At 34.4% G+C, this 23,039-nt stretch carries 18 protein-coding genes; 7 read left to right on the forward strand and 11 right to left on the reverse strand.

Going from position 1 to position 23,039, the window contains the following annotated elements:
- Positions 1-326 precede the first annotated feature (326 nt).
- The 5 genes from hemG to ubiD form a co-directional block, all read right to left on the reverse strand.
- The gene (hemG, locus tag BMW37_RS12900) at positions 327-857 is read right to left on the reverse strand and encodes a menaquinone-dependent protoporphyrinogen IX dehydrogenase (RefSeq protein WP_093321911.1); all 531 of its coding nucleotides are present in this window, start codon (positions 855-857) and stop codon (positions 327-329) included.
- 41 nt (positions 858-898) lie between these two features.
- Complete coding sequence (gene trkH, locus BMW37_RS12905) at positions 899-2,350, reverse strand: Trk system potassium transporter TrkH (RefSeq protein ID WP_093321914.1); 1,452 nt, start codon at positions 2,348-2,350, stop codon at positions 899-901.
- Between the two features lie 91 nt (positions 2,351-2,441).
- Positions 2,442-3,797, reverse strand: a complete 1,356-nt coding sequence (pepQ, locus tag BMW37_RS12910) for a Xaa-Pro dipeptidase (protein ID WP_093321917.1) — start codon at positions 3,795-3,797, stop codon at positions 2,442-2,444.
- Between the two features lie 68 nt (positions 3,798-3,865).
- Positions 3,866-4,615, reverse strand: a complete 750-nt coding sequence (fre, locus tag BMW37_RS12915) for an NAD(P)H-flavin reductase (protein ID WP_093321920.1) — start codon at positions 4,613-4,615, stop codon at positions 3,866-3,868.
- An 18-nt stretch (positions 4,616-4,633) separates the two neighbouring features.
- A complete protein-coding gene (ubiD, locus tag BMW37_RS12920) occupies positions 4,634-6,127 on the reverse strand; it encodes a 4-hydroxy-3-polyprenylbenzoate decarboxylase (protein ID WP_093321967.1) in 1,494 nt (497 codons plus the stop codon).
- A 501-nt stretch (positions 6,128-6,628) separates the two neighbouring features.
- Here ubiD and rapA point away from each other — a divergent pair.
- The gene (gene rapA / locus BMW37_RS12925) at positions 6,629-9,538 is read left to right on the forward strand and encodes an RNA polymerase-associated protein RapA (RefSeq protein WP_093321923.1); all 2,910 of its coding nucleotides are present in this window, start codon (positions 6,629-6,631) and stop codon (positions 9,536-9,538) included.
- Between the two features lie 52 nt (positions 9,539-9,590).
- A complete protein-coding gene (rluA, locus tag BMW37_RS12930) occupies positions 9,591-10,244 on the forward strand; it encodes a bifunctional tRNA pseudouridine(32) synthase/23S rRNA pseudouridine(746) synthase RluA (RefSeq protein ID WP_093321969.1) in 654 nt (217 codons plus the stop codon).
- On the opposite strand, the gene BMW37_RS12935 is transcribed toward rluA, so the two are convergent.
- The 3 genes from BMW37_RS12935 to BMW37_RS12945 form a co-directional block, all read right to left on the reverse strand.
- Positions 10,222-11,058, reverse strand: coding sequence for a TraB/GumN family protein (locus BMW37_RS12935; protein WP_093321925.1), 837 nt, complete (start codon positions 11,056-11,058; stop codon positions 10,222-10,224). The genes rluA and BMW37_RS12935 overlap by 23 nt on opposite strands.
- Positions 11,055-11,534, reverse strand: a complete 480-nt coding sequence (locus BMW37_RS12940; RefSeq protein WP_093321928.1) for an NfeD family protein — start codon at positions 11,532-11,534, stop codon at positions 11,055-11,057. The genes BMW37_RS12935 and BMW37_RS12940 overlap by 4 nt, the downstream gene beginning before the upstream one ends.
- 163 nt (positions 11,535-11,697) lie before the next feature.
- Positions 11,698-13,005 (reverse strand): MATE family Na+-driven efflux transporter, encoded by a 1,308-nt coding sequence (locus BMW37_RS12945; protein ID WP_093321930.1) that lies wholly within the window; start codon positions 13,003-13,005, stop codon positions 11,698-11,700.
- A 1,383-nt stretch (positions 13,006-14,388) separates the two neighbouring features.
- Between BMW37_RS12945 and rlmM the strand changes: the two genes are divergently transcribed.
- The 5 genes from rlmM (at position 14,389) to rnd (ending at position 19,904) form a co-directional block, all read left to right on the forward strand.
- Positions 14,389-15,498, forward strand: coding sequence for a 23S rRNA (cytidine(2498)-2'-O)-methyltransferase RlmM (gene rlmM, locus BMW37_RS12950; RefSeq protein WP_093321972.1), 1,110 nt, complete (start codon positions 14,389-14,391; stop codon positions 15,496-15,498).
- A gap of 37 nt (positions 15,499-15,535) precedes the next feature.
- Positions 15,536-16,333, forward strand: coding sequence for a tRNA (adenosine(37)-N6)-threonylcarbamoyltransferase complex dimerization subunit type 1 TsaB (gene tsaB, locus BMW37_RS12955; protein WP_093321933.1), 798 nt, complete (start codon positions 15,536-15,538; stop codon positions 16,331-16,333).
- A gap of 6 nt (positions 16,334-16,339) precedes the next feature.
- Complete coding sequence (locus tag BMW37_RS12960; protein WP_093321935.1) at positions 16,340-16,987, forward strand: Slp family lipoprotein; 648 nt, start codon at positions 16,340-16,342, stop codon at positions 16,985-16,987.
- A gap of 81 nt (positions 16,988-17,068) precedes the next feature.
- Positions 17,069-18,754: an AMP-binding protein gene (locus BMW37_RS12965; RefSeq protein WP_093321938.1), complete on the forward strand. Its 1,686-nt coding sequence runs from the start codon at positions 17,069-17,071 to the stop codon at positions 18,752-18,754.
- Positions 18,747-19,904, forward strand: a complete 1,158-nt coding sequence (rnd, locus tag BMW37_RS12970) for a ribonuclease D (RefSeq protein WP_093321941.1) — start codon at positions 18,747-18,749, stop codon at positions 19,902-19,904. Before BMW37_RS12965 ends, rnd begins: the two co-directional genes overlap by 8 nt.
- Before the next feature lie 81 nt (positions 19,905-19,985).
- Here rnd and BMW37_RS12975 read toward each other — a convergent pair whose 3' ends face one another.
- From BMW37_RS12975 to rnhB, 3 genes are all read right to left on the reverse strand, one after another.
- Positions 19,986-21,335 carry an ATP-binding protein gene (locus BMW37_RS12975; RefSeq protein WP_093321943.1) on the reverse strand — a complete coding sequence of 450 codons (1,350 nt, stop codon included), beginning with the start codon at positions 21,333-21,335 and terminating at the stop codon, positions 19,986-19,988.
- A 41-nt stretch (positions 21,336-21,376) separates the two neighbouring features.
- A complete protein-coding gene (locus BMW37_RS12980; RefSeq protein WP_093321946.1) occupies positions 21,377-22,081 on the reverse strand; it encodes a response regulator transcription factor in 705 nt (234 codons plus the stop codon).
- Positions 22,082-22,405: 324 nt separating this feature from the next.
- The gene (rnhB, locus tag BMW37_RS12985; protein ID WP_093321974.1) at positions 22,406-22,993 is read right to left on the reverse strand and encodes a ribonuclease HII; all 588 of its coding nucleotides are present in this window, start codon (positions 22,991-22,993) and stop codon (positions 22,406-22,408) included.
- Positions 22,994-23,039 lie beyond the last annotated feature (46 nt).

A 23,039-nucleotide genomic window follows, 5' to 3' on the forward strand; every position in this document is an offset into this window, starting at 1 on the left:
TTCTCATCGACAGGGCGCGTATTATACTCACCCAATTTAGCGTGTCAAGTTAATTTTTAAAATTATTTTAACTTTTCTCGCTACGATTCTATCTAAATTTTGCTATTTTATTTCACGAAACTTAAATCAACCGCTTGTTGGCTCTATTCGCTTATTTGTTAAGAATTTGCTTAGTGGCTAACAGGCGGCGAATTATAGGCGATAATTTTTATTGCGCAAGTCTTTTTTTAAATAAAATAATTACTTGACTATTTTTGAATCAATTTAAATCACATAATTCAAAAAAGAACAGTATAAAAAACCCATAAAATCAATTAAGTAAATAACTATAAACTTGAAATCTTTTTAATAAACTCGTCAACCGATTTCCAGTCAGTATAATCAATTTCTTTAGTAGTATCAGTTTCACCCTTTGTTATTTTCATAATTAACTTAATCATAAACTTATCAAATAAACCATATCTTGGATAAAGTAAAGCACCAGCAAAAACCTTTATCAAAGAAGGTCTCCATGAAATTTGATTTAGGAATTTTTTAGTGTAGACATTTGTTTCTGGAGTATTTTTATCAAATTTTCTCGCTGTTAAGTTAACCGAAAAAAATGCTGATTTAACCTCATTCAAAAAATCTGAGTTAACATCAATAAAATCATATACTAACTTATTAAATTTACCATAACGTATAGATGCGCCAATCACTACATGCGTATAATCAGATATTTTAACTTTACCAGCTTCCTTAATATCAATAACTTGAACTACATCTAAATTTAATTGGCCAATAGCATATGCGCCCATTGTCTCCGCTATTTTCTTAGTATGTCCATCAGTTGTGGAATAAATAATTAAAATTTTCAATGGCCATCCTTCTAAATTATTGTTGATAAAAACTATCTATTTTAAGCTTTCCAAAATGCTGGGGTTAATAATACCAGTAAAGTAAAAACCTCTAAACGCCCAAAAAACATATCTAGTAAAAGAACCCATTTAGCGCCGTCTGATACAGAAGAAAAATTTGAAGCCACTGTACCCAACCCAGGACCTAGGTTATTAAGTGTAGCTGCGACTGCTGAAAATGCAGAAAACTCATCCATACCTAATGCAATTAATGCAAGTAAACTTATTATAAAAACTAGAACATACGCTGAAAAAAAGCCCCATACAGCTTCAATAATCCTTTCTGGTAAAGCCTTCTTACCTAATTTTATTGAATATATGGCATTTGGATGGACTAAACGTTTTAATTCTCTTGCACCTTGTAAATATAATAGCAATATTCTTATGACTTTCATTCCACCGCCTGTAGAACCTGCACACCCACCGATAAAAGATGCACAGATTAAAATCATCGGCAAAAATAAGGGCCATTGAGAAAAATTAGCGGTACTAAATCCAGCTGTGGTAGCCATAGATTCAACTTGAAAAAATGCTTGGTTTAAATTCTCCCCTAAACTAGGATATATAGAATGACTCCATAACACATATGTACAAATAGCGATTAAAACTACGTGAATCCCTAAGTAAACCTTAAACTCTATATCTTTCCAAAAGACCTTCAGACTTTTACCCGTTAAAGCTGCAAAATGTAAGGCAAAATTACATCCTGATATAAATAAGAAAACACTTATGATTGAATTAATAGTTGTACTATTAAAATGACCTATACTAGCATCATATGTTGAAAACCCACCAATTGCTATCGTTGCAAAGCTGTGGCAGATAGCATCAAAAATTGACATACCCGCAAACCATAATGCCAGAGCACAAGCTGCAGTCAAACTAACGTATATAATCCAAAGAGTTTTTGCTGTCTCTGCAATTCGAGGTTGCATTTTAGTATCTTTCAAAGGACCAGGGGTTTCCGCTCTGTACAATTGCATTCCACCTATACCCAATAATGGTAATATGGCTACTGCTAATACGATAATCCCCATACCACCTAACCATTGAAGCATTTGGCGATAAAACAAAATAGCTTTAGGTAAATCATCCAAACCAACAATTACTGTCGCACCAGTAGTTGTCAAGCCTGAAAAAGACTCAAAAAAAGCATCTGCAACAGATAGGTTAGGTTTTTCCGCAAACAAAAAAGGCAAAGCCCCTACACTACCTAATACCGACCAAAACAAAGCTACAATTAAAAAACCTTCTCTTGATTTAAGCTCTTGCTTTTGATTTCGATTAGGGAGCCACAATAAAAAACCAATCGTCAATGCAACGAAAAAAGTTTTACTAAAAGCACGACCAGCACCATCATTATAAATTAATGCAACGACACCAGGAATTATCATGGTGACGGAAAAAATCATGATAAGTAAACCGACAATTCGCGTGATTGTCCTAAAATTCATAAAATGCCCTACACACTCACGAAAAACAATAATATTTTAAAAGACTATATCTTTACTGATAGCCAAGCAGAAAATTTTATATTCTATATAACTATGGTAGCTCTAATTGCCTAGTCATATTTATAGTACCACCTACCTGTATAATAATATTGTCTTCTATTCGCACTCCTCCATACTGCTTAAAATGACTAAGCCTTGTCCAATCGAAGTGCTTTGTATACTCACTGTTTTTCCACTTCTCCAATAAAGAATCAATAAAATATACCCCGGGTTCTATTGTTATAACCATATTAGATTCCAATGTGCGGGTGCAACGTAAATAAGGGTATATTTCTGGAGGGCTTTGATGCGTACCATGTTCATCTTGCATAAAACCTGCCACATCATGTACCTGTAAACCAAGCGGATGCCCTACTCCATGTGGCATAAATGTTCTACTTATTCCTGATTGAACTATCGCTTCAGGACTAATTGAATGAAGTAACTTAAACTCTAGCAGTATTTCCGCTATACGTTTATCCATTTCGATATGAATATCCGTATAATTCACCCCTGCTTTGATATGAGAAATCAATTCAAGTTGATGCTGAGTGACAAGTTTGATTAATTCTGCAAATTCATCATCCTCATCAAAACTGATTGTACGAGTCAAATCTGCAGCATAACCTAAATATTGAGCGCCTGCGTCTAGTAGAAAGCTGCGTTTATCAACTGGGCTACTCTTAGCTAATTTTGTATAGTGTAAAACAGAAGCATGTTCATTGATTGCAACAATATTACCATACGGTACATCAGTGTCTCGTTGTCCTGTAGCCAAAAGATAAGCTGCATTTATTTCATATTCACTCAAACCTCGCATAAAAGCATACTGAGCAGCAAGATGACCCTCAACTGCAATCTGCTGAGCTTGTTTCATACAAAACAATTCATAGTCAGTTTTGACGCTACGATGGTAGTGTAAATAATTAATAATTGTATTAGGATTAATAGCTTCATTTCCTAGGCCTAAATCAGCCGCTCTTTTTACTGATGAACCTAGATAAGCAATATTATTAGGAAGCGAAGGAATGATTAAACCTATATCATCTGCTTTTAATAGCGTACTAATTTCAAATTGCTCTGTCCATTTTGCATTTGGTATTGTTTCAACATTGTGCCAATAATCAACCGGCGAATAAAACCACAGTTTAGGTTTATTAACACCATCTACAAGCAGCCAACAGTTTGGTACATCAGTAATCGGCACCCAATGATTGAACAATGGATTGACTCTAAATGGATAACTTTGGTCATCCATAAAACTATAGATTAATTCCCCTGAATGAATTAGTAATGCATCGAATTTACTTTTCGATAACAACACCGCAACATTTTCTTGTAATATTTTAATATGGGCTTCAAATTGATAAAAATCAGTTTGATCGGTGCTCTCAAAATTACTCGTCATATTTGCATCCATAAATTATTTTCTCGCTATTGATAGATTTTAATGAGTGAATAACCGTAACTTTTGATCTATATATAAGCATAAATATCGCTAAATATCCTAGCAATATTAGCTGATTTCAATGCAGTTAAACGCTCTCTTGCTAATTTTGCAAACTCCATCCTGCCTGCTAGATAGATATCATATGAAGATAAATCTGTAAAATCATTTTCTACAGCATCAAGCAGCATGCCCTTCCTACCATTCCATTGCACTGATGGCTCATATAAAACTGGCCTAAAGTCAAGTTCAGGAAAATTGTTGACTAGCTGAGATACTGCTAATGAGTCATATAAAAAAGGCTCATCATTAACTCCCCAATAAAAATAGATAGGTCTTATTGATCCATCAACATAACGTGGATTAGCTAAAGCTTCCAATAATAAAGGTCTTATATAAGAATACCCTGTACCACCTGCTAATAATAAAATAGGCCGTATACTATCAAGCTGTAACCATGAGTTGCCCCTTGGGATTTCAACATCGAGCATACCTGTTTCTAATGCCTTATTTATAACTTGTTCACTATAATTATTTAATTCTAATCCACCAATATGAAGTTCAATTATCGTGTCAGCACCAACACTTTCGGCCATGACGGAAGCAATTGAAAAAGGTCTTTTATCACTTTCGTCCATGACTACATTTAAATATTGCCCAGCTTTGTAATTTACTTTACCATCCAGGATTAATTTAACTTTGAAAATTGTTGGTAATAATTGTTCAACTGAAAGTACTTTCCCTTCAATCGCATCAGAATTATCAATTACGTCTTGCATGCTATCTCCTGCCTAGTATTAATATAATTTATTATTTTGAATAGGTAATTCGATACCAAGACTATCCCAAATCTCATCAATCTTAGAAACAACTTTAGCATCTTTAATAATTGGCGTCCCCCATTCCCTATCTGTTTCGCCTTGCCATTTATTCGTTGCATCAAGCCCCATTTTTGACCCTAAACCAGAAACAGGCGATGCAAAATCCAAATAATCTATCGGTGTATTTTCCACTAATACCGTATCTCTAGCAGGATCCATGCGAGTTGTTATAGCCCATATCACATCATGCCAATTACGCGCATCAACATCATCATCGCATACAATAACAAATTTGGTATACATAAACTGACGTAAGAATGACCATACTCCCATCATGACTCTTTTAGCATGACCGGGGTATTGCTTTTTAATCGTAACGACAGCTAAACGATAGGAGCAACCTTCTGGAGGAAGATAAAAATCCACAATTTCGGGAAATTGTTTCTGTAATATTGGCACAAAAACCTCATTTAGGGCAACACCTAATATGGCTGGTTCATCAGGGGGTCTTCCAGTATACGTGGAATGATAAATTGGATTTTTTCTCATTGTTAAATGGGTTATAGTGAAAACAGGAAAAGAATCAACTTCATTATAATAACCGGTATGATCTCCATAAGGCCCTTCTGGAGCAACTTCTCCTTGCATCAGATATCCCTCTAGTATAATTTCAGCACTTGCAGGGACCTCTAAATCATTACTAATACATTTAACCACTTCAGTTTTATTTCCACGCAATAAACCCGCGAAAGCATACTCAGATAAACTATCAGGAACCGGTGTTACAGCACCCAAAATTGTAGCTGGATCAGCCCCTAATGCAACAGAAACAGGGAATGGCTTTCCAGGATGTGTTTCACACCATTCAAAATAATCAAGAGCACCACCTCTATGCGACAACCATCGCATAATTAGTTTATTTTTACCAATTAATTGTTGCCTGTATATTCCTAGGTTCTGACGTTCTTTATGAGGACCTTTTGTGACAGTCAATCCCCATGTTACTAACGGAGCAATATCTCCTGGCCAACAATGCATTATTGGGATTTTGCTTAGATCAACTTCATCACCAGTATAAACAATATCTTGGCATGGAGCCTTGCTTAACCTTTTTGTAGGCATGTTTAATACCTGCTTAAATGTAGGCAATTTCTCCCAAAGGTCTTTAAATCCCTTTGGTGGTTCTGGCTCTTTTAAAAAGGCAAGTAACTTGCCTACATCCCTAAGCGCAGAAACATCAGTCTGCCCCATTCCCAAAGCAACACGTTTAGGAGTACCAAATAAATTACATAAGACTGGCATATCATACCCAATTGCATTTTCAAATAACAATGCAGGTCCGCCTGCTCTTAAGACTCTATCAGCAATTTCTGTCATCTCAAACTTAGGATCAACTGGATAAGCGATACGTTTCAGCTCACCCAACTCTTCTAATCCACTAATAAAATCACGTAAATCTTTATATTTCATAACCATCATTCAAGGCACCAAACACCAAAATCAAAGCGTACGTTTTAAATAAATAAAAACATATGGTTACCTCTTTCTCCTTATTTTTTAGCTTCCTAACAAATTAACCTTGTAAAATTATCTTATAGGTTAATATTAAGCATGAATTATTCATTCAAATGTCATTTTTCATTCTCTATATTATCAGAGCATAATACATATTTGTTCAAATCCAAAATAAATATAGCGATTAATGCATTTTTTGATGCTATTGTTTTTTCCTATCATAATTGTTATGCGACAAAAATAACTCTGCATCCTTTTTCGAATATCAAAAACACCATAAAAAAGCATATTAAAAATACTGTTAGTTATATATTCGCTTTCCTGACATTGAATTAATGATATAATTAAAAGATGTTTTTAAGTTACTATGCATGAGTTATGTTATTTAGTGTACTAGTTTATAATTTTTATTCTTCTTGATTATTTAATCAACAGAAGCTTGATATGTGAGAGAAAATGACTGTTTTAAAAGATGATTTTATTGTTGGACAACGTTGGATTAGTAATGCTGAAATTGATCTTGGCCTTGGTACTGTTATCGCAAAAGATGCGAGAACCGTAACTTTACTATTTACTGTTATAGGAGAGCAGCGCGTATATGCAATGCAGCATGCCCCATTAACTCGTGTCATTTATAGTGAAGGTGATATTATATTTCATCATGATGGCTGGCAATTAAAAGTTGAACAATTAATAAATAACAATGGAATCATTACCTATACAGGCATAAATTTAACCACTTCAGATTCTGCATCGATTATTGAAACATGGCTAGATAGTCATAAAGCCTTTAATAAGCCTCAAGATAGACTTTACGCAGGCCAATTTAGTAAAAGTGACCATTTTGCACTTCGTTTTGAAGCTAGAAGCCATATTTTTCAAAGACTACAAAAACCTTGGCAAGGACTAAGTAGCATAAGGGCAAGTTTAATCCCACACCAAATCCATATCGCCAATGAAATTAGCCAAAGACATGCGCCAAGGGTGCTACTAGCTGATGAGGTAGGGTTAGGAAAGACTATCGAGGCTGGTCTGATTTTACATCAAATGCTCCTAACTGGCCAAGTAGAAAGGGTTTTAATTGTTGTACCTGAAAGCCTACAATACCAGTGGTTGGTAGAAATGCTAAGGCGCTTTAATTTAAAGTTTTCATTGTTTGATGCTGAACGTTACAATGAAACTATTAATGAAGCAAAAAATCCATTCGACACAGAACAAACTGTAATATGTTCACTTGATTTCGTCTGTGGAGATAAGAAACGTTTCAAACAACTTACAGAAGCAAAGTGGGATATTCTAGTTGTAGATGAAGCCCACCATTTAGAGTGGGAACCTGATGCACCGAGTTATGAATATCTTTGTATAGAAAAACTATCAGAGGTTGTTCCAAGCGTATTATTACTGACAGCAACACCTGAACAACTAGGTCAAGCCGGCCATTTTGCAAGGTTAAGACTCTTAGATAAGCATAGATTTCATGATTATTCTGCTTTTATAGACGAACAAAAAACGTATCAAGGTGTTGCAGATGCAGTCTCTAGTTTAGTTTCAGATATGAAACTTACAGATGAACACCAAAAAGCAATTGCGTCACTTATCCCAGAAGAGGATATTACTGATAAATTAGTAGATGCTAGTAACTTTGATACTAATGCACGTGCAGACTTAATTGAAAAATTATTAGATAGACATGGTACAAGCCGTCTATTATTTAGGAATACTCGCCAAGCAATAAAAGGATTTCCTATTCGTCAATTAAAACCAATTGAGTTAGAGCTACCAAAACAATATCAAACGGCCATCAAGGTTCATGGTGCATTCAATAAAAATCAATCTATAAAATCACGTGTTCAAGATTTACTTTATCCTGAAAATATTTATCAATCAGTAGGTGGAGAAGATGCCAATTGGTGGCACTTCGACCCTAGAGTAAACTGGTTGCTTGGTCATATTTCAAAAACCGATGAAAAGATGCTAATTATTTGTGCTCATAAAACAACGGCTTTACAACTTGAACAAGCATTGCGTGAAAGAGAGGGCATCCGCTCAGCTGTTTTTCATGAGGGTTTATCAATTGTTGAGCGCGATAGAGCTGCTGCTTATTTTGCTGATGAAGAAGACGGAGCTCAAGTCTTAATTTGTTCTGAAATTGGATCTGAAGGAAGAAACTTCCAATTTGCTCATCAAATGGTCATGTTTGATTTACCATTTAATCCTGATTTACTTGAGCAGCGTATTGGCCGCTTAGATAGAATCGGTCAAAGTGAAAACATCACAATTTGGGTTCCTTTCTTAGCTAACACAGCCCAAGCATTATTAGTAAAATGGTATAACGACCCTTTGGATGCATTTGAACAGACCTGCCCCACTGGTCGAGCTATATACGATAAATACCAAATTGAGTTATTAGAAGCATTAAGTGAACAAAAAATTGATAGTGATGCATTCATTTCTTTAATAGCAGCATGCAAAAAAGAACATCAAACTTTAAAATCAGCGCTTGAGAAAGGACGAGATAAACTATTAGAACTGAATTCAAATGGTGGTAATAAAGCGTCTAAATTAGTTGAAGAGCTTAATTTAGATGTACAAGCTGCTCAGCTTGAGGCTTTCGGCTTACAACTCTTCGAGCTAATTGGCTTGCAACAGGATGAACGTGATGAAGATTTATGGGTAATATCCCCTTCTGAACATATGCTAGTCCCAGATTTCCCAGGCATTGATGATGATGGCATCTTAGTTACATTTCAACGTGAAAAAGCATTAGCCCGCGAAGATGCCCAATTTTTAACATGGGAGCATCCTTTTATTAGAAATGGTTTAGATCTTATTTTAGAAGGAGATAGTGGAACAGGTGCAATGGCTGTACTCGTCAATAAAAAACTACCTGTTGGCACCTTATTTGTTGAATTTATTGCAATTGCTGAAACGCAAGCACCAAAATCATTGCAACTTACGCGTTTTATGCCCCCAACACCTGTTCGATTATTAATCGATTCAAAAGGCAATGACATGAGCAATGACGTGTCATTCAATTCTTTACAGAAAAAGCTTCAACCAGTTAACAAAAAGACGGCCGCTAAATTAATTAAAGTAGTAGGTGAACAAGTACGTGATATTGTAAAACACGCAGAATCCATGATTGACTTAAAACTCCCTAATATGATAAATGAAGCTAAGACGCACGCAGAGACTGCACTTAATCACGAACTTTATAGACTCGAAGCACTCTCGAAAATTAACAAGACAGTTAGAGAAAGTGAACTTGTCGCTCTTAAAGAAAATAAAAATTTAGTATTAAAATATATTGATGATACTACAATACGAATAGATGCTCTTAGGGTAATATTGGTGGCACATGAATAATCCAAAGCATAAAATTGGTCCTGATGCACATAAACCTTCATTTGGACCTAAAATGTTACCTTATAATCCACCAATTGAACCTTGGCTTAATGTTATTCATGTTGATGATGATATCATTGTTGTCAATAAACCATCTGGTTTATTATCGGTACCAGGTAGACTGGAAGAACACCATGATAGCATTATGACTAGGATACAAAATTCTTACCCTCAAGCAGAATCAGTTCATAGATTAGATATGGCAACAAGTGGCATTATGGTTGTTGCTTTGACAAAACATTCAGAACGCGACTTAAAACGACAGTTTAGAGAACGAATTCCGAGAAAAATGTATCAAGCAAAAGTCTATGGAGTGATTAAAAATGATGAAGGACTTATCGATCTTCCACTAATATGCGATTGGGACTATAGACCCAAACAAAAAGTATGTTTTGAAACCGGCAAACCTGCTCAAACACATTATAAGGTAGTGAGCCGTAATACCGATAATACAACAAATGTTGCTTTGTATCCTATAACGGGTAGATCTCACCAACTTAGGGTACATTTAATGTCTATTGGTCATCCTATTTTAGGAGACCGTTTTTATTCAGAAGGTGAAGCCTTAGAAATGGCTAACAGGTTATTACTTCATGCTTGCGAAATTACCATTGAACACCCAGATAATGCAAATCCGGTTACATTTAAAGCGCAGGTGCCGTTTTAATTGCTAATGTAAGATTGCTTGGTCCAATCAAATGCAATGCACCTACTGCAACAACATAGTTGCCTTCTGGTAAGGCAATTAATTTCTTTGCCCAATTTTGATTACGTTGCTCTAATAAATATTTTTGAGTGAACTCAGGAATATCTACCATAACATGATCAATTTGTTCTCCAGTTAACCAAGCATTTAATATAAGCCTTAAAGTATCAGCATTATTTTGCCATTCCGTTAGAGTTTCTTTGAGTAATTCAATCCCGCCTAAAGGAAGTTGTTTTAACAACTCAAGTTGTTCTAATTGCCCTTCAAGCTCAATAATTTCCTTACTAAATTTTCTTGCCAACTCAATAACTTGTGCATCAATACTAAATTTAGGACAAAGCCCTAACTTTGAAGCTTGGGTAGACTGAAGTATTAGAGCTAAATGCCAAGGAATATAGTTTCTAAAATGAATTTGTTCTAAACCAAGCTCAGTAAGTTTACCCATCAATTGGTTATTGAAGTTTTCATCTAAATAATCATAAAAATGCTGATATTTTGTCTCCGAAGGAGCAGGAAAATCAACAATTTGATCTGTTATATCTGCTTCAATAATAATAGCATTTGCAGTTTTAATTCGCTTTGTTAAATATTCAGGTAAAGGAGATAAGGCTTCTGTACCTAAATGAATTCCACCTACCAGATGAAAAATATGTGAATTGCTTATTTTGATATTATCTGACGGATAAGGCGCACAACTCGCCCTATCCCGCCAAAAACAATTCCGGCGATGCCCCAAAAGTAATCTATGTTTTTTATGCCGAATCCATTTAATCATTGAGTTCTATCATTCCATTTTTCAACAATTAAAGTTGCACCATCAATTGAAATGACAACAACTTCCTCACCACTTTTTAAGCTTTCCGAACATTTAACACGCCAACTGCTATCAGCAATTTTAATGCGGCTAATACCTAAATGCACATCTTCAAGCAATAATGAGCGTAACCCAATTAACTGCTGGCTTCTTTGATTAAGAGCAAAAGATTGCGGTGCTTTACTCGACTTATATTTTAACCACCGCCACCAAAGGTAAGTATTGATTATCAAAATTATGGCATAAATAACAGCTTGAATATTTAATGTTAACTCATATGGTATGATCCAGACCAAAACACCTACCAAAGTCGAAGCAAGACCAGACCAAAGTAAATATCCACTTGCACCTAACATCTCAACTGCTAATAAAATACAACCAAGACCTATCCAAAACCAATGGTAGTTATCATTACCAATCAACGTGTTAATATCCATTACATTCCTTATTCAATAGATAATCAATAGGATAAAATATTCAAAATATTTCTCATTAAGTTATAATTGTAATCAGTAATACACCACCTGGCAAATTTATTGCAGCATATTTATATATCCAGTGGTTTAGTCAGCACCCTTTTAATTTTGATTGACCAAAGCCTTAGAAGACATTTAGCTCTCTTTTTTTTCTTAATTGAATATACATAATTCCCGTAACAATTGAATCAATCACCATCCCAATACCAAAGATTAATGCGATAGTTTCTAAACTCGGTATGAATAGTTCCATCGTGTATAAAATATATACACCACTGTAGTAGAATAAATTTACAATAACCGATTGGTAAAGAATTAAATCAGTTCTGCCTGTACCATAAAAATAATTATCTATCACATTATTAAACGCAAAAACAAAAAAGAAGCCAAGCATTAGATATATTAGCTCGGATACTTCTTTTGCATTCTTTTTATCTATGATTAGACTGATGAAAAACTCATAAAAAGGAACAAGTAAAAGTAAGCATACACAAATTAAACTTGTAATTTTGATGTAATTCATAATTCGATTATGGGAAAGACCTTGATTAATAGCACTATCTTGCTTGATTAATTGACCTAATGTTAAAATTGGTAAAAGTAACCACCCCCAAATAAAATTATTCGCTAACCAGAAGACTCCTGATTGCTCTATCTCATTCATAATTTTTAGTATTACTAAGATGAATGCTGAATTTCTAATAAAGGATTCCATACCGGATTTCAAACCAATCTTAGACCAATCCCTTATCCAAGTTTGCTCTCGAAATTTAATTTTACGAAAACTTAATTTTATACCTACACGGCACATAACAAAAAATGAACAACAAACTAGGATGAGATTTACCCAAATATTATTAATACCGATTCCTATGACACCAAGTTTAAATGAAAAACTAAAGTTACTTGTCAACAACACATCACCTATAATTGTCAATATAGTCTGAATGACAAGCAATTTATATAATCCTGCTTGTTGATTATTTAAAACTAAAAGTAAGTTAAAAAAGATGTATACACTCCCAACCATTATAGCAATCACCTCTAATCGCATATAAGTAATAGTTTCATCAATTAATTGAGAGTTTTGCTTCATTAGGTTAATTAACTCAGGGATACTACTTATCACAATCAAACTTGCCATCAAATACACCATAAAGATGACTGAAAGTGCAGTAGAGGCCATTTTGCAGAACGCTAATTTATCATTAATTGCTTTACCTAATACAAATGCAAGAGGGATGAGCAATGCCTCACTTATCACTTCAAAACCTATATTAAGCCAAGCAATCTGTGAAGCGATAGTAAATGCGTTCCCTTCAGGCAATGTACCAAGTATATGAATACGTGTTGACATATAAATTAAAGGGATAAATTGGGTAAGGATTAAAACAATCCATAATCGGTAATCTATTGATTTCAAGTTTTGCATGATTAAGTTTTCCACTATGCTACTATTTAAATTATTTTTTATGTTTTGAATTACAATAAATATTTAGGGGCTACGATTACACCCCAAAATATCTAGTTTAACTCGATATTAGGTATATGATTGAATTGAGCATTAGAATCTAAAAGTTTTGCTTTCGATGATTGATGACCCACTAATCAATAAGGAATAAAAATTTATATTAAACCACAAGCAAACAGTAAACGCATCTACATAAGCTAAAATACAGAACTACTTGGAATATTTTGATTTTGCAACATTAACACTTAAATTTCATCGGTTAATTTTTATATTTAAATTTAATAGGTTATCAATAATTCATTCAGGCTTACCCAGAAATCATTACAAAACGATTAGATCAAAAAGCTTAAACAAATGATCTGTTAATATTTTTTTGTAACTGAAAACAGTAGTTTTCTTCTTTTCTGGGATTTTAATTATATATCATGCATGCTGTATAAATGAGATTCTAAGCATCAGGAGTTCTAAGCCACGATAAGTATGACTCAACTAAGCAATTAAACATTCCGTTTAAAGTATAAGGAGCGGGCGCACTACAAAATAAGCTTAAGATTATTCTTGAAATGGCAGCGATGGACAAGCTAGCCCCTCATTTAGTATTTGCAAACAGATACAAGCACAGCTTGCTTACAAGAGCATTGATAATATATTGTTTTACTATGCATTCGTAAATACATGAATATAAAGAGAGATTGCAATCAATAACGAACAGCTAAGAGTAAATTATCAGACTCATATATTAAAAAGCCTTTAATCAGCGTGGTAGTTAACAATTTTAACATTACTTTACCTAGTATTCTTGGAAAAATAATTTCACACATTACAAAATAGCATGAAAACCGCGCCTTTTAACCTAATCAACACCCTGCTACCGCTACTTATGATGTCACAATTAAAACAGCAAAAGCATATTATTCAAAGAATCAATCGCATCTAAATTTTAAATCTAATGTTCATTTTACCTATTAGCTTCCAGCTAAAATTGAGTGAGGATTTACGTTAATATTTCTAATTTGTTATCCATTAGAAATATTCCTCGAATGGATCACAAATTCTGTTAAAATAGGTTATTGCTGTACAGATTTTATAAGCATTTTTGTTATATAATTTAAAGAGAATCAACGTTCTAATTACATATAAATATAGCTTATATGAACTTAAAGCAAACTAAAAATGGTTTATGCGCGTTCATATTTAATCATAATATCACTCATTTCGACTGTGAACATTGAAACTATTGACTATTTTATAGATTTTTAAACAACTAGATGATTTAAGGAGCGCAAGTTATTTAACAAAAATAATATTGGATGAGTGCCAAATTTTAGTAACTTGCAAAAACAAATGAAAAATATAATTCTTTACTGCCGGGTTGGTTTCGAAAAAGAGTGTGCAGCCGAAATTACTGATAAAGCCAACTCCATGCAAATTTACGGTTTTGCTCGTGTTAATGATAATAGTGCATTTGTCATATTCGAATGCTACCAAGCCGAGGATGCTCAAAGGCTAGTGTTTGAATTATCAGTCAATGATCTCATTTTTACTCGCCAATTCTTTCATGCATCAACTATTTTAAAAGATTTACCACAACAAGACAGGATTTCACCAATTATTGGTATGTTCACAGGCATGGTTGAACGTGCAGGAGAATTGCGTGTAGAAGTGCCTGATACAAATCAAGGCAAAGACCTCAGCCCATTTTGTCGAAAAATCACGGTTCCATTGCGCACGGCATTAAGAGCAAATAAACTTTTAACCAAAACTGAAACAGCTGTCCTGCCTGTTTTACATGTCTTATTTATCACATCTAGCTGCTGTTATGTCGGTTACTCCTATCCGACTAAGAATTCTCCTTATCCAATGGGAATACACAGGTTAAAATTCCCCTCTAATGCGCCAAGTAGATCAACCTTAAAGCTTGAAGAAGCATTTCATTTTTTCATCCCTGCTGAAGAATGGGAAGAGCGACTTGCAAGTGGATTGAGAGCGGTTGATTTAGGGGCTAGTCCAGGTGGGTGGACATATCAACTAATTCAAAGAAGCATGATGGTTGATGCGATCGATAATGGTGAGATGGCTCAAACCATTATGGATAGTGGGCAAGTAAGACATCATAAAGTAGATGGCTTTAAATTTGAACCATTACACGGTAATAATTACTGGTTGGTATGCGATATGATTGAGAAGCCAGATAGAATAACTGATCTTATGATTAAATGGCTAGTCAAAGGATGGTGCCGTGAAGCTATTTTTAATCTAAAACTACCAATGAAAAAAAGATTTGAGATGGTTAATTTATGTCTAGACAAATTACGTTTAGCGTTAGAAGAAGAAAATATCAATGCGATTATCAGTGCTAAGCAACTTTACCATAACCGAGAAGAAGTTACTGTACACGTACAAAAATTATGGGGATCCGTTATACCTAAAACTAATTATGTTTGGCGTAAATAACTTAACTCAATGTGTGTATGATAAATAAAAACAAACTATGAACGAAACAAATCAGATTTCAATTAATCAAATGGTAAATTCATTCGATAACATCACTTTATTAGCAGTTGATACTGCTACTGAATCTTGCTCAGCTGCTTTGTGGCATAACGGAAAATTGTCTGCATTAAATACTGAAGCGCCAAGAGCTCATACTGAAAAAATCTTACCTATGGTAGATAAATTACTCAGCGATGCTGCTATAAATTTAAATCAGGTTGATGCAATCGCGTTTGGACAAGGTCCAGGTAGTTTCACTGGTATCCGAGTCGGTGTTAGTGTCGCCCAAGGGTTAGGTTTTGGAAGTAATAAGCCTCTAATTCCAATATCCAATCTTATGGCACTAGCAGAAGGGGCTAGACGGGTTTATGGTCATAATCATGTTATATGTGCTATCGATGCAAGAATGGGTGAAATTTATGCAGCTGCACTAAGATATTGCTTAGAGCAAAATTGCTGGCAATATTTAGTCGATGAATCAGTCAAAGCACCTCAAATTTGGCTAAATGAATTCCAAACACATCTTGATGCTACATTTATAGTAAACAAAGGGATCAATTTTATTCCAGCGGGAACTGGATTTGAAACTTATGAGTTACTCTTTGAGCTAAATAGCAAATACAATATTATCAGCAAACCAGATTTAACCGCACCTTTATTTAGACTACCTTTAGCAGCAGACATGATACCAATTGCTCTAAATAAGTTCACAAAGCAAGAAATAATTAATGCTATTGATGCTGAACCAACTTATTTAAGAAATGAGGTCACTTGGCAGAAACTACCTGGAAGGTGATAAGTTATGGGTGCATTGTTAACTTTAGTGTTTACATTAAATAGGATAGATTACTTGTATTATTTTTTAGCTTTTATGAAGCGATTCAAGAAAACTAGCTTCACTCCATTTTTCATCATGATTTTTTGTGAAATATTTTTATTAACAGGTTGTCAAACTATAGAACCTATTCCATCACAAGATTTTAATAAAATTCGTGACAATATTAGCCTTTACAAAAACGAAACGATTCGACTTGGCGGCAAAATTACTGGTGTTACAGTAAGTGACCAAATCGTTAAAATGGAGATATTAAGTATTCCTCTTGAACTAGGACAACCTAACTTACAAGCAAAACCAAGTGGCAGGTTTGTCGCATTGACAAAACGAAGTCAACTACCTGAGTCATTCAATCCGCTTTTATTAAATGGGCAATTTGTTACTACAATTGGAACTGTACAAGAAGCCACACAGGTAGACAACCAAATAGGCTATTTTTCTACGTTTTCAATAAAACTCAAATGGATAACTCTTTTTGATTTTAAAACACTCGCCCTTTCACAAGGGTTAATTCAAGAAAAACGAAACTCACTTGAAGAACTAAAAGCTATGTTTGATGTAAAAATTTTTGAGATTCAATATCTCAAACAGCTAATATCAGAAACAAAAGAATAAACATGTATAGTGAATATGCTGAAACATGTCAGTCATTCTATTTGTGCAGCCCTAATTATATAATTAACATTTGAGGTTACTGTGGAAAAAATATGGCTAAAAAGCTATCCTAATGAAGTCCCTGAATTTATTAATCCAGATCACTACACATCTGTAGTAGACTTAATTGAACAAGCAACATTCAGATATGCAAATCGAACTGCTTATATCTCGATGGGTGATATTAGGACTTATGCCGAAATAGAACAAAGAAGTCGACATTTTGCCTCGTTTTTGCAACAACTAGGCTTAGCTAAAGGTAGTCGTGTTGCATTAATGATGCCAAATTTATTCCAGCATCCAATTGCACTTTTTGGCATATTAAGAGCGGGACTAATTGTTGTAAATGTTAACCCTCTTTATACTCCAAGAGAAATGGCTCACCAACTAAAAGATAGTGGTGCTGAAACAATTATTGCTTTAGATACATTTGCGACAACACTTCAAGCAGCTCTACCTGAAACTGATATAAAGCATATTATTATATCTAGTGTGGGTGACCAACTAAGTTTTTTTAAACATCATTTTATCAATCTAGCTATCAAGTATATTAAAAAGGCAGTACCTAAATATTCACTTAAAAACACTATCCGTTTTAATCAAGCAATTAAAATTGGTGCAACCATAGAATATAAAAGCCCTATCATCACTGGTGAAGATATCGCATTTTTGCAATATACCGGTGGTACAACAGGCGTTGCTAAAGGTGCCATGCTAACCCACCGTAATATATTAGCAAACTTAGCCCAGGCTAAAGGTGTTTTTGGGCCAATATTTAGTGAGCGTCCCCAAACAATTGTTACTGCATTACCGCTATATCATGTATTTGCTCTAACAGTAAATTGTATGTTGATGCTAGATAATGGAGGAACATCTTTACTTATTCCAAACCCAAGAGATATGCAGTCAACATTAAAAGCTATGGCTAAGGTACCATTTACAGTAATGACTGGAGTGAATACACTTTTTAGTGGATTTTTAAGACAGGACGCCTTCAAAAAACTCAATTTTTCCACATTGAGAATATGTGTTGGAGGTGGGATGCCTGTCCATAAATCTGTTGCTGAGCAATGGCATGAAATTACAGGTTGTCATTTATTAGAAGGGTATGGCCTAACTGAATGCTCGCCCTTAGTTGCTGTTAATCCATACAATCTACAGTATTACTCTGGCAGCATAGGTCTACCAGTACCTTCCACGGATATTAGATTAGTCGATAATGATGGCAATGATGTCGAGCTAGGCAGTCCAGGTGAACTATGGGTAAAAGGCCCTCAGGTTATGAAGGGTTATTGGTGTAATGCTGATGCAACAAGAGAAATAATGCAAGACGATTGGTTAAAAACGGGAGATATTGCAACTATTGATGAGCATGGTTACATTCGAATTGTAGATAGAAAAAAAGAGATGATTTTAGTTTCAGGATTTAATGTCTACCCAAATGAAATAGAGGATATTGTTATGCAACATCCAAAAGTTTTAGAAGCTGCAGCCATAGGCTTACCCCACCCCGCTACAGGTGAATCAATACGGGTATGTGTCGTCAAGAAAGATCCTTCTTTAACTGATATTGAATTAATATCCCATTGTAAGAATTTTTTAACTGGGTACAAAATGCCAAGACAAATTTCTTTTCATGAAGATTTACCTAAATCTTCAGTCGGCAAAATTTTACGCAGGGAACTTAAAGACATTATATTAGTTCAAAAAGGCAAAGATAATGAATAAACTTTATATTGACAATCAAAGTGAATTTGATGCATTTTGTACGAATATTATTCAAGAAAACATTGTTGCAATTGATACTGAGTTTATGAGAGTTAGGACGCTAAACCCTCAATTTGCATTACTGCAGCTTGCAATAAAAGATACAATTTGCATAGTAGATCCACTTACTATTTCTGATTGGTCAAAATTCACTGCTATTTTAAAGAATACTTCTATAAAAAAAATATTTCATGCCGCAGGGGAAGATTTAGTTTTATTCTGGCATACTCTTCGATGCACTCCGATCCCTTACATAGATACTCAAGTTTTACTTTCATTTATTAAAGAAGGCGCTTCTTTAGGTCTTGCTACAGCATTAAATGAATATTTAGGTGTTACAATTGATAAATCTGAAACTAGAACAGATTGGTTATCTAGACCCTTATCTGACAAACAAATAGAATATGCCTTTGATGATGTAAAATACTTATTGGAGTTACATGAAGTTATATTAACAAAAATTAAACCAGAACATTTATCCTATGCATTAGATGAGTGTATTCATTTAGCACAAAAGCCTTTAATACCTAAAGAGCCGATGAAGTTATATAAGTCTTTTCCAATGGTTGATAAGCTAAATCAAAAACAACTTGGATTGTTAAAAATCCTTGCAAATTGGAGATATGAAGAAGCAGTCAAAAAAGATTTAGCTCTAAACTTTATCATCCATGAAAAAAGCTTAGTTGAAATTGCACAATACGAACCGAGCGAAATTTTTGAACTTCAAAAACTCGGATTGCACCCTAATGAAATCAGAATTCATGGTTCGACAGTATTAGAAATTGTTAGTAGTTATAAAAATAATCCACCAGATGTTTTACCAGAACTTATTCCGTCAATGCATGCTAATCCTAGATACAAAGAAGATTTTGCAAAAATTAAATTCGCACTAGAAAAAATCGCAACTGAGAAAGAAATTTCAGTCCAATTACTTGCTTCTAGAAAGCAAATTAATCAACTGTTAGCAGAATTTTATTCGGTAAATTCAACAGGCGATATCGTGTGTCATAAAGTGGATGTGGAAAGCTTGAATAAACCTATAGATCTACTTAGCAATTGGCGTAAAGGATTATGTATTGATGAGTTAAAGCAGCTAGGTTATGTCAATTAAGCAGTGATAGCGCACTCAAAGCAATACCAACTTTAACTCTCAATTAAACGTATTTAAAAATAACCATTCCAAATACGTTAACTATGAATGATTGACTTCCCAGATTGGCAAAGTTACTCTAATAGAAAGTCCACCTTCTGGATGGTTGGTTGCCCTAATTTCACCATTATGAGCTAAAACAGCCTTTTTAGTAATTGAAAGACCTAATCCATAGCCATCTTTTATTCCTGAAGATGGTACCCGGCCAAATGCTTCAAAGATAAAATCTAATTTATCCTCATCTACGCCGGGACCTTCATCTCTTATCACGATAACAAACCGATCATTTTCAATCGTGAGTGAAACGTAAATAGATTTTCCCGTTGTGGAGAATTTCAGCGCGTTTCTTAATATATTTTCAAAAGCACGGTGCAATAATTCGGCATTGCCTCTAGCTGTACATTCTTTTTTATCGTCGTGATTAAAATGTATTTGTACATCTCTTTGTGCCGATTCATATCTTACATCTTCAACTATAGCTTGCAATAATAATCCAATGTCAAAGAATTGTTCCTCTAAAAACGCATCGTTATCAATTCTTGCTAAAGTCAATACCTCTGCAATTAGACTATCGAGCCGCTCTGTTTCACGCTCTATTCTAGAAAGGGTCTGTGGAATATTTTCTGATTTTTGTTGGGCCAGACCAAGTGCAATTCTTATTCTTGCTAAAGGTGTGCGCAATTCATGCGAAATATCATGCAATAATTGCTCCCTTGCAGAACTTAATTGATCAATGCGTCCTACCATATGATCAAAATCTCTCGCTACGTCCGTAATTTCATCTTTACGACGTTTAAGCTTGGGAAATAACCTGACCGATAAATCCCCTTGTGCTACTCTAGCAAAACCTTGGCGAATAAACTTCAAAGGCCTAGCCAAATTCCAAGCCATAAAAGAACTAAATATAAATCCGCCAAATAATCCTAAAAACATAAGTGGTTCATGTATATTAAATAAATATCGATCTGTTAAAGATAAATACTCACTACGGACTTTATCAGCATCATATTGAAGATGATACAAAATATTATCGGGTGCCATCACATACTCATTGTAAACACTCTGCTTTTCTTTGCGTGACTCATAGCTTCGTTTTGGGTCGCTTATTGGAAAATATGGATTATTTAATGCATTTACTTTACTTTCATCAACTGCTTCAACTTTTATATAATCTGTTTGTTGCGGTGGCCATGTCCTTAAAATAAGTTCTAATTCCCTAGGCCCGCCATGGCGCAACGCATCAATTGCTGATGATATGCGCCAATTAATTTGTCTTTCTACTTCATCTGCTTCATCATGATGAACAGCAACGACGACCCAAAGCATTTGAACAGCTAAAATAAAAGCAACCCAAAAGCCAATCAAAATTTTCCAAAAAAGCGATAATCGCATTGTTCCTATCCTTAGAAAAATAATTACATTCTAGCTTGCATTTATTGAGCTAATTTAGTTCGATGAAACTTTAAGGTGTAACCTACACCTCGAACCGTTTCGACTGTAATGTTTTCTTCAGTAGCGGCTTGAAGTTTTTGTCTTAAATTACTGATATGGACATCGACACTTCTATCATAAATCTGTCTTTTGCGCCCTATACCTTTTTCAGATAACTCATCTTTAGATACCACTGATTCAAAATTTCGTATCAATACCTCTAAAAGATTAAATTCAGATGCGGTCAGCTCTATGGAGCTATTTTTATACTCAACACTTCTACGCGTTGGAGATAATTTCAAACCATGCAAAAATAAGTCCCGTGTTTCACTATCAAACCCTTCCCTATCGTCATATCGCCTTAAAACAGCTCTTAATCTAGCTATTAACTCTCTTGGGAAACATGGTTTAGGAATATAATCATCTGCACCTAATTCAAGCCCAATCACCCTGTCGATATTATCTCCCTTAGCTGTAAGCATTAATATTGGAATTTTATTATTTTTACGAATTTGCCTTAACAATTCAATACCACTAATGTCAGGCAGCATGATATCAAGTAAAATTGCATTATAAGAGAAACTTTCCAATAAATTGATAGCTTCATGCCCTGTAGCAGCTATCATTGTTTCAATTCCTTCTCCTTTTAAAAACTCTTGAAGCATGATGCTTAATTCATGATCATCATCCACTAATAAAATACGCATAAGTTTCACATCCTTATCTAGAAACATATTAATTACAAAACAAAAACTTACAACCCAACATCTAAACACCAGATAGATTGGAAAAGTTACAATTTAGTTAACATCTTAAATCGATATTGCGATAATCAAGTTAGTTATTATCATAACAAAATATCATAACTTGAATTAAATAACGATTAATATCTTAATTAAAGAAAAAATGGCACATCAAGAATAAATAAGCAATTGTATATAAAGCATTTAAAAAATCATGATAATTACATTATTAACCACTTTCTTTCAATTAGCAATAATTGTGTTCAAGTGTTGCTTTTATAAACATGGCTAACTCAATAGTTGATTTGCAACAGGAGCAAAGCTTTTACGGTGTTCGGACAAAACACCATGTTTTGCAATTGCTTCAAGATGCTGTTTTGTAGGATAACCTTTATGTTTTGCAAAGCCATATTCAGGATAAAGGACATCAAGACTTTTCATTTCACGATCGCGCGTCACCTTAGCTAATATTGAAGCTGCACTAATTTCCGCAACTAGATTATCACCTTTAACCACTGCAAATGCAGGACAATCAAGTTTCGGTACCCTATTCCCATCTATCAGTACAAAATTAGGCTGAGTAGATAATCCAGACACTGCACGGCTCATTGCTAACATGGTTGCATTAAGAATATTTAGCTCATCAATTTCTTGTGAAGTAGAACGCGCTATTGAATATGCAAGTGCATTTTCTATTATCTTGTCATACAGAAATTCACGTTTTTTTTCGGTCAACTTCTTAGAATCCATCAACCCTTCTATTGGCTTATTAGGATTAATAATGACTGCAGCTGTCACCACATCCCCAATCAACGGTCCTCTACCAACTTCATCAACCCCTGCTATTAATGCATACTGCTCTCTAATACTTATAATTTTAGAAAAATAATCAATAACTTGCTTCACAGGCAACCTCTATAAC

Source organism: Thorsellia anophelis DSM 18579, from assembly GCF_900111395.1.
In the GTDB taxonomy this organism is placed as follows: domain Bacteria; phylum Pseudomonadota; class Gammaproteobacteria; order Enterobacterales; family Thorselliaceae; genus Thorsellia; species Thorsellia anophelis.

Excerpts from the sequence above, each read along its gene's own strand:
- trkH (WP_093321914.1), bottom strand. The coding sequence starts at position 2,350 with ATGAATTTTAGGACAATCACGCGAATTGTCGGTTTACTTATCATGATT.
- pepQ (WP_093321917.1), bottom strand. The coding sequence starts at position 3,797 with ATGACGAGTAATTTTGAGAGCACCGATCAAACTGATTTTTATCAATTT.
- fre (WP_093321920.1), bottom strand. The coding sequence starts at position 4,615 with ATGCAAGACGTAATTGATAATTCTGATGCGATTGAAGGGAAAGTACTT.
- ubiD (WP_093321967.1), bottom strand. The coding sequence starts at position 6,127 with ATGAAATATAAAGATTTACGTGATTTTATTAGTGGATTAGAAGAGTTG.
- rapA (WP_093321923.1), top strand. The coding sequence starts at position 6,629 with ATGACTGTTTTAAAAGATGATTTTATTGTTGGACAACGTTGGATTAGT.
- rluA (WP_093321969.1), top strand. The coding sequence starts at position 9,591 with ATGTTACCTTATAATCCACCAATTGAACCTTGGCTTAATGTTATTCAT.
- BMW37_RS12935 (WP_093321925.1), bottom strand. The coding sequence starts at position 11,058 with ATGATTAAATGGATTCGGCATAAAAAACATAGATTACTTTTGGGGCAT.
- BMW37_RS12940 (WP_093321928.1), bottom strand. The coding sequence starts at position 11,534 with ATGGATATTAACACGTTGATTGGTAATGATAACTACCATTGGTTTTGG.
- BMW37_RS12945 (WP_093321930.1), bottom strand. The coding sequence starts at position 13,005 with ATGCAAAACTTGAAATCAATAGATTACCGATTATGGATTGTTTTAATC.
- rlmM (WP_093321972.1), top strand. The coding sequence starts at position 14,389 with ATGAAAAATATAATTCTTTACTGCCGGGTTGGTTTCGAAAAAGAGTGT.
- tsaB (WP_093321933.1), top strand. The coding sequence starts at position 15,536 with ATGAACGAAACAAATCAGATTTCAATTAATCAAATGGTAAATTCATTC.
- BMW37_RS12960 (WP_093321935.1), top strand. The coding sequence starts at position 16,340 with ATGGGTGCATTGTTAACTTTAGTGTTTACATTAAATAGGATAGATTAC.
- rnd (WP_093321941.1), top strand. The coding sequence starts at position 18,747 with ATGAATAAACTTTATATTGACAATCAAAGTGAATTTGATGCATTTTGT.
- BMW37_RS12975 (WP_093321943.1), bottom strand. The coding sequence starts at position 21,335 with ATGCGATTATCGCTTTTTTGGAAAATTTTGATTGGCTTTTGGGTTGCT.
- BMW37_RS12980 (WP_093321946.1), bottom strand. The coding sequence starts at position 22,081 with ATGCGTATTTTATTAGTGGATGATGATCATGAATTAAGCATCATGCTT.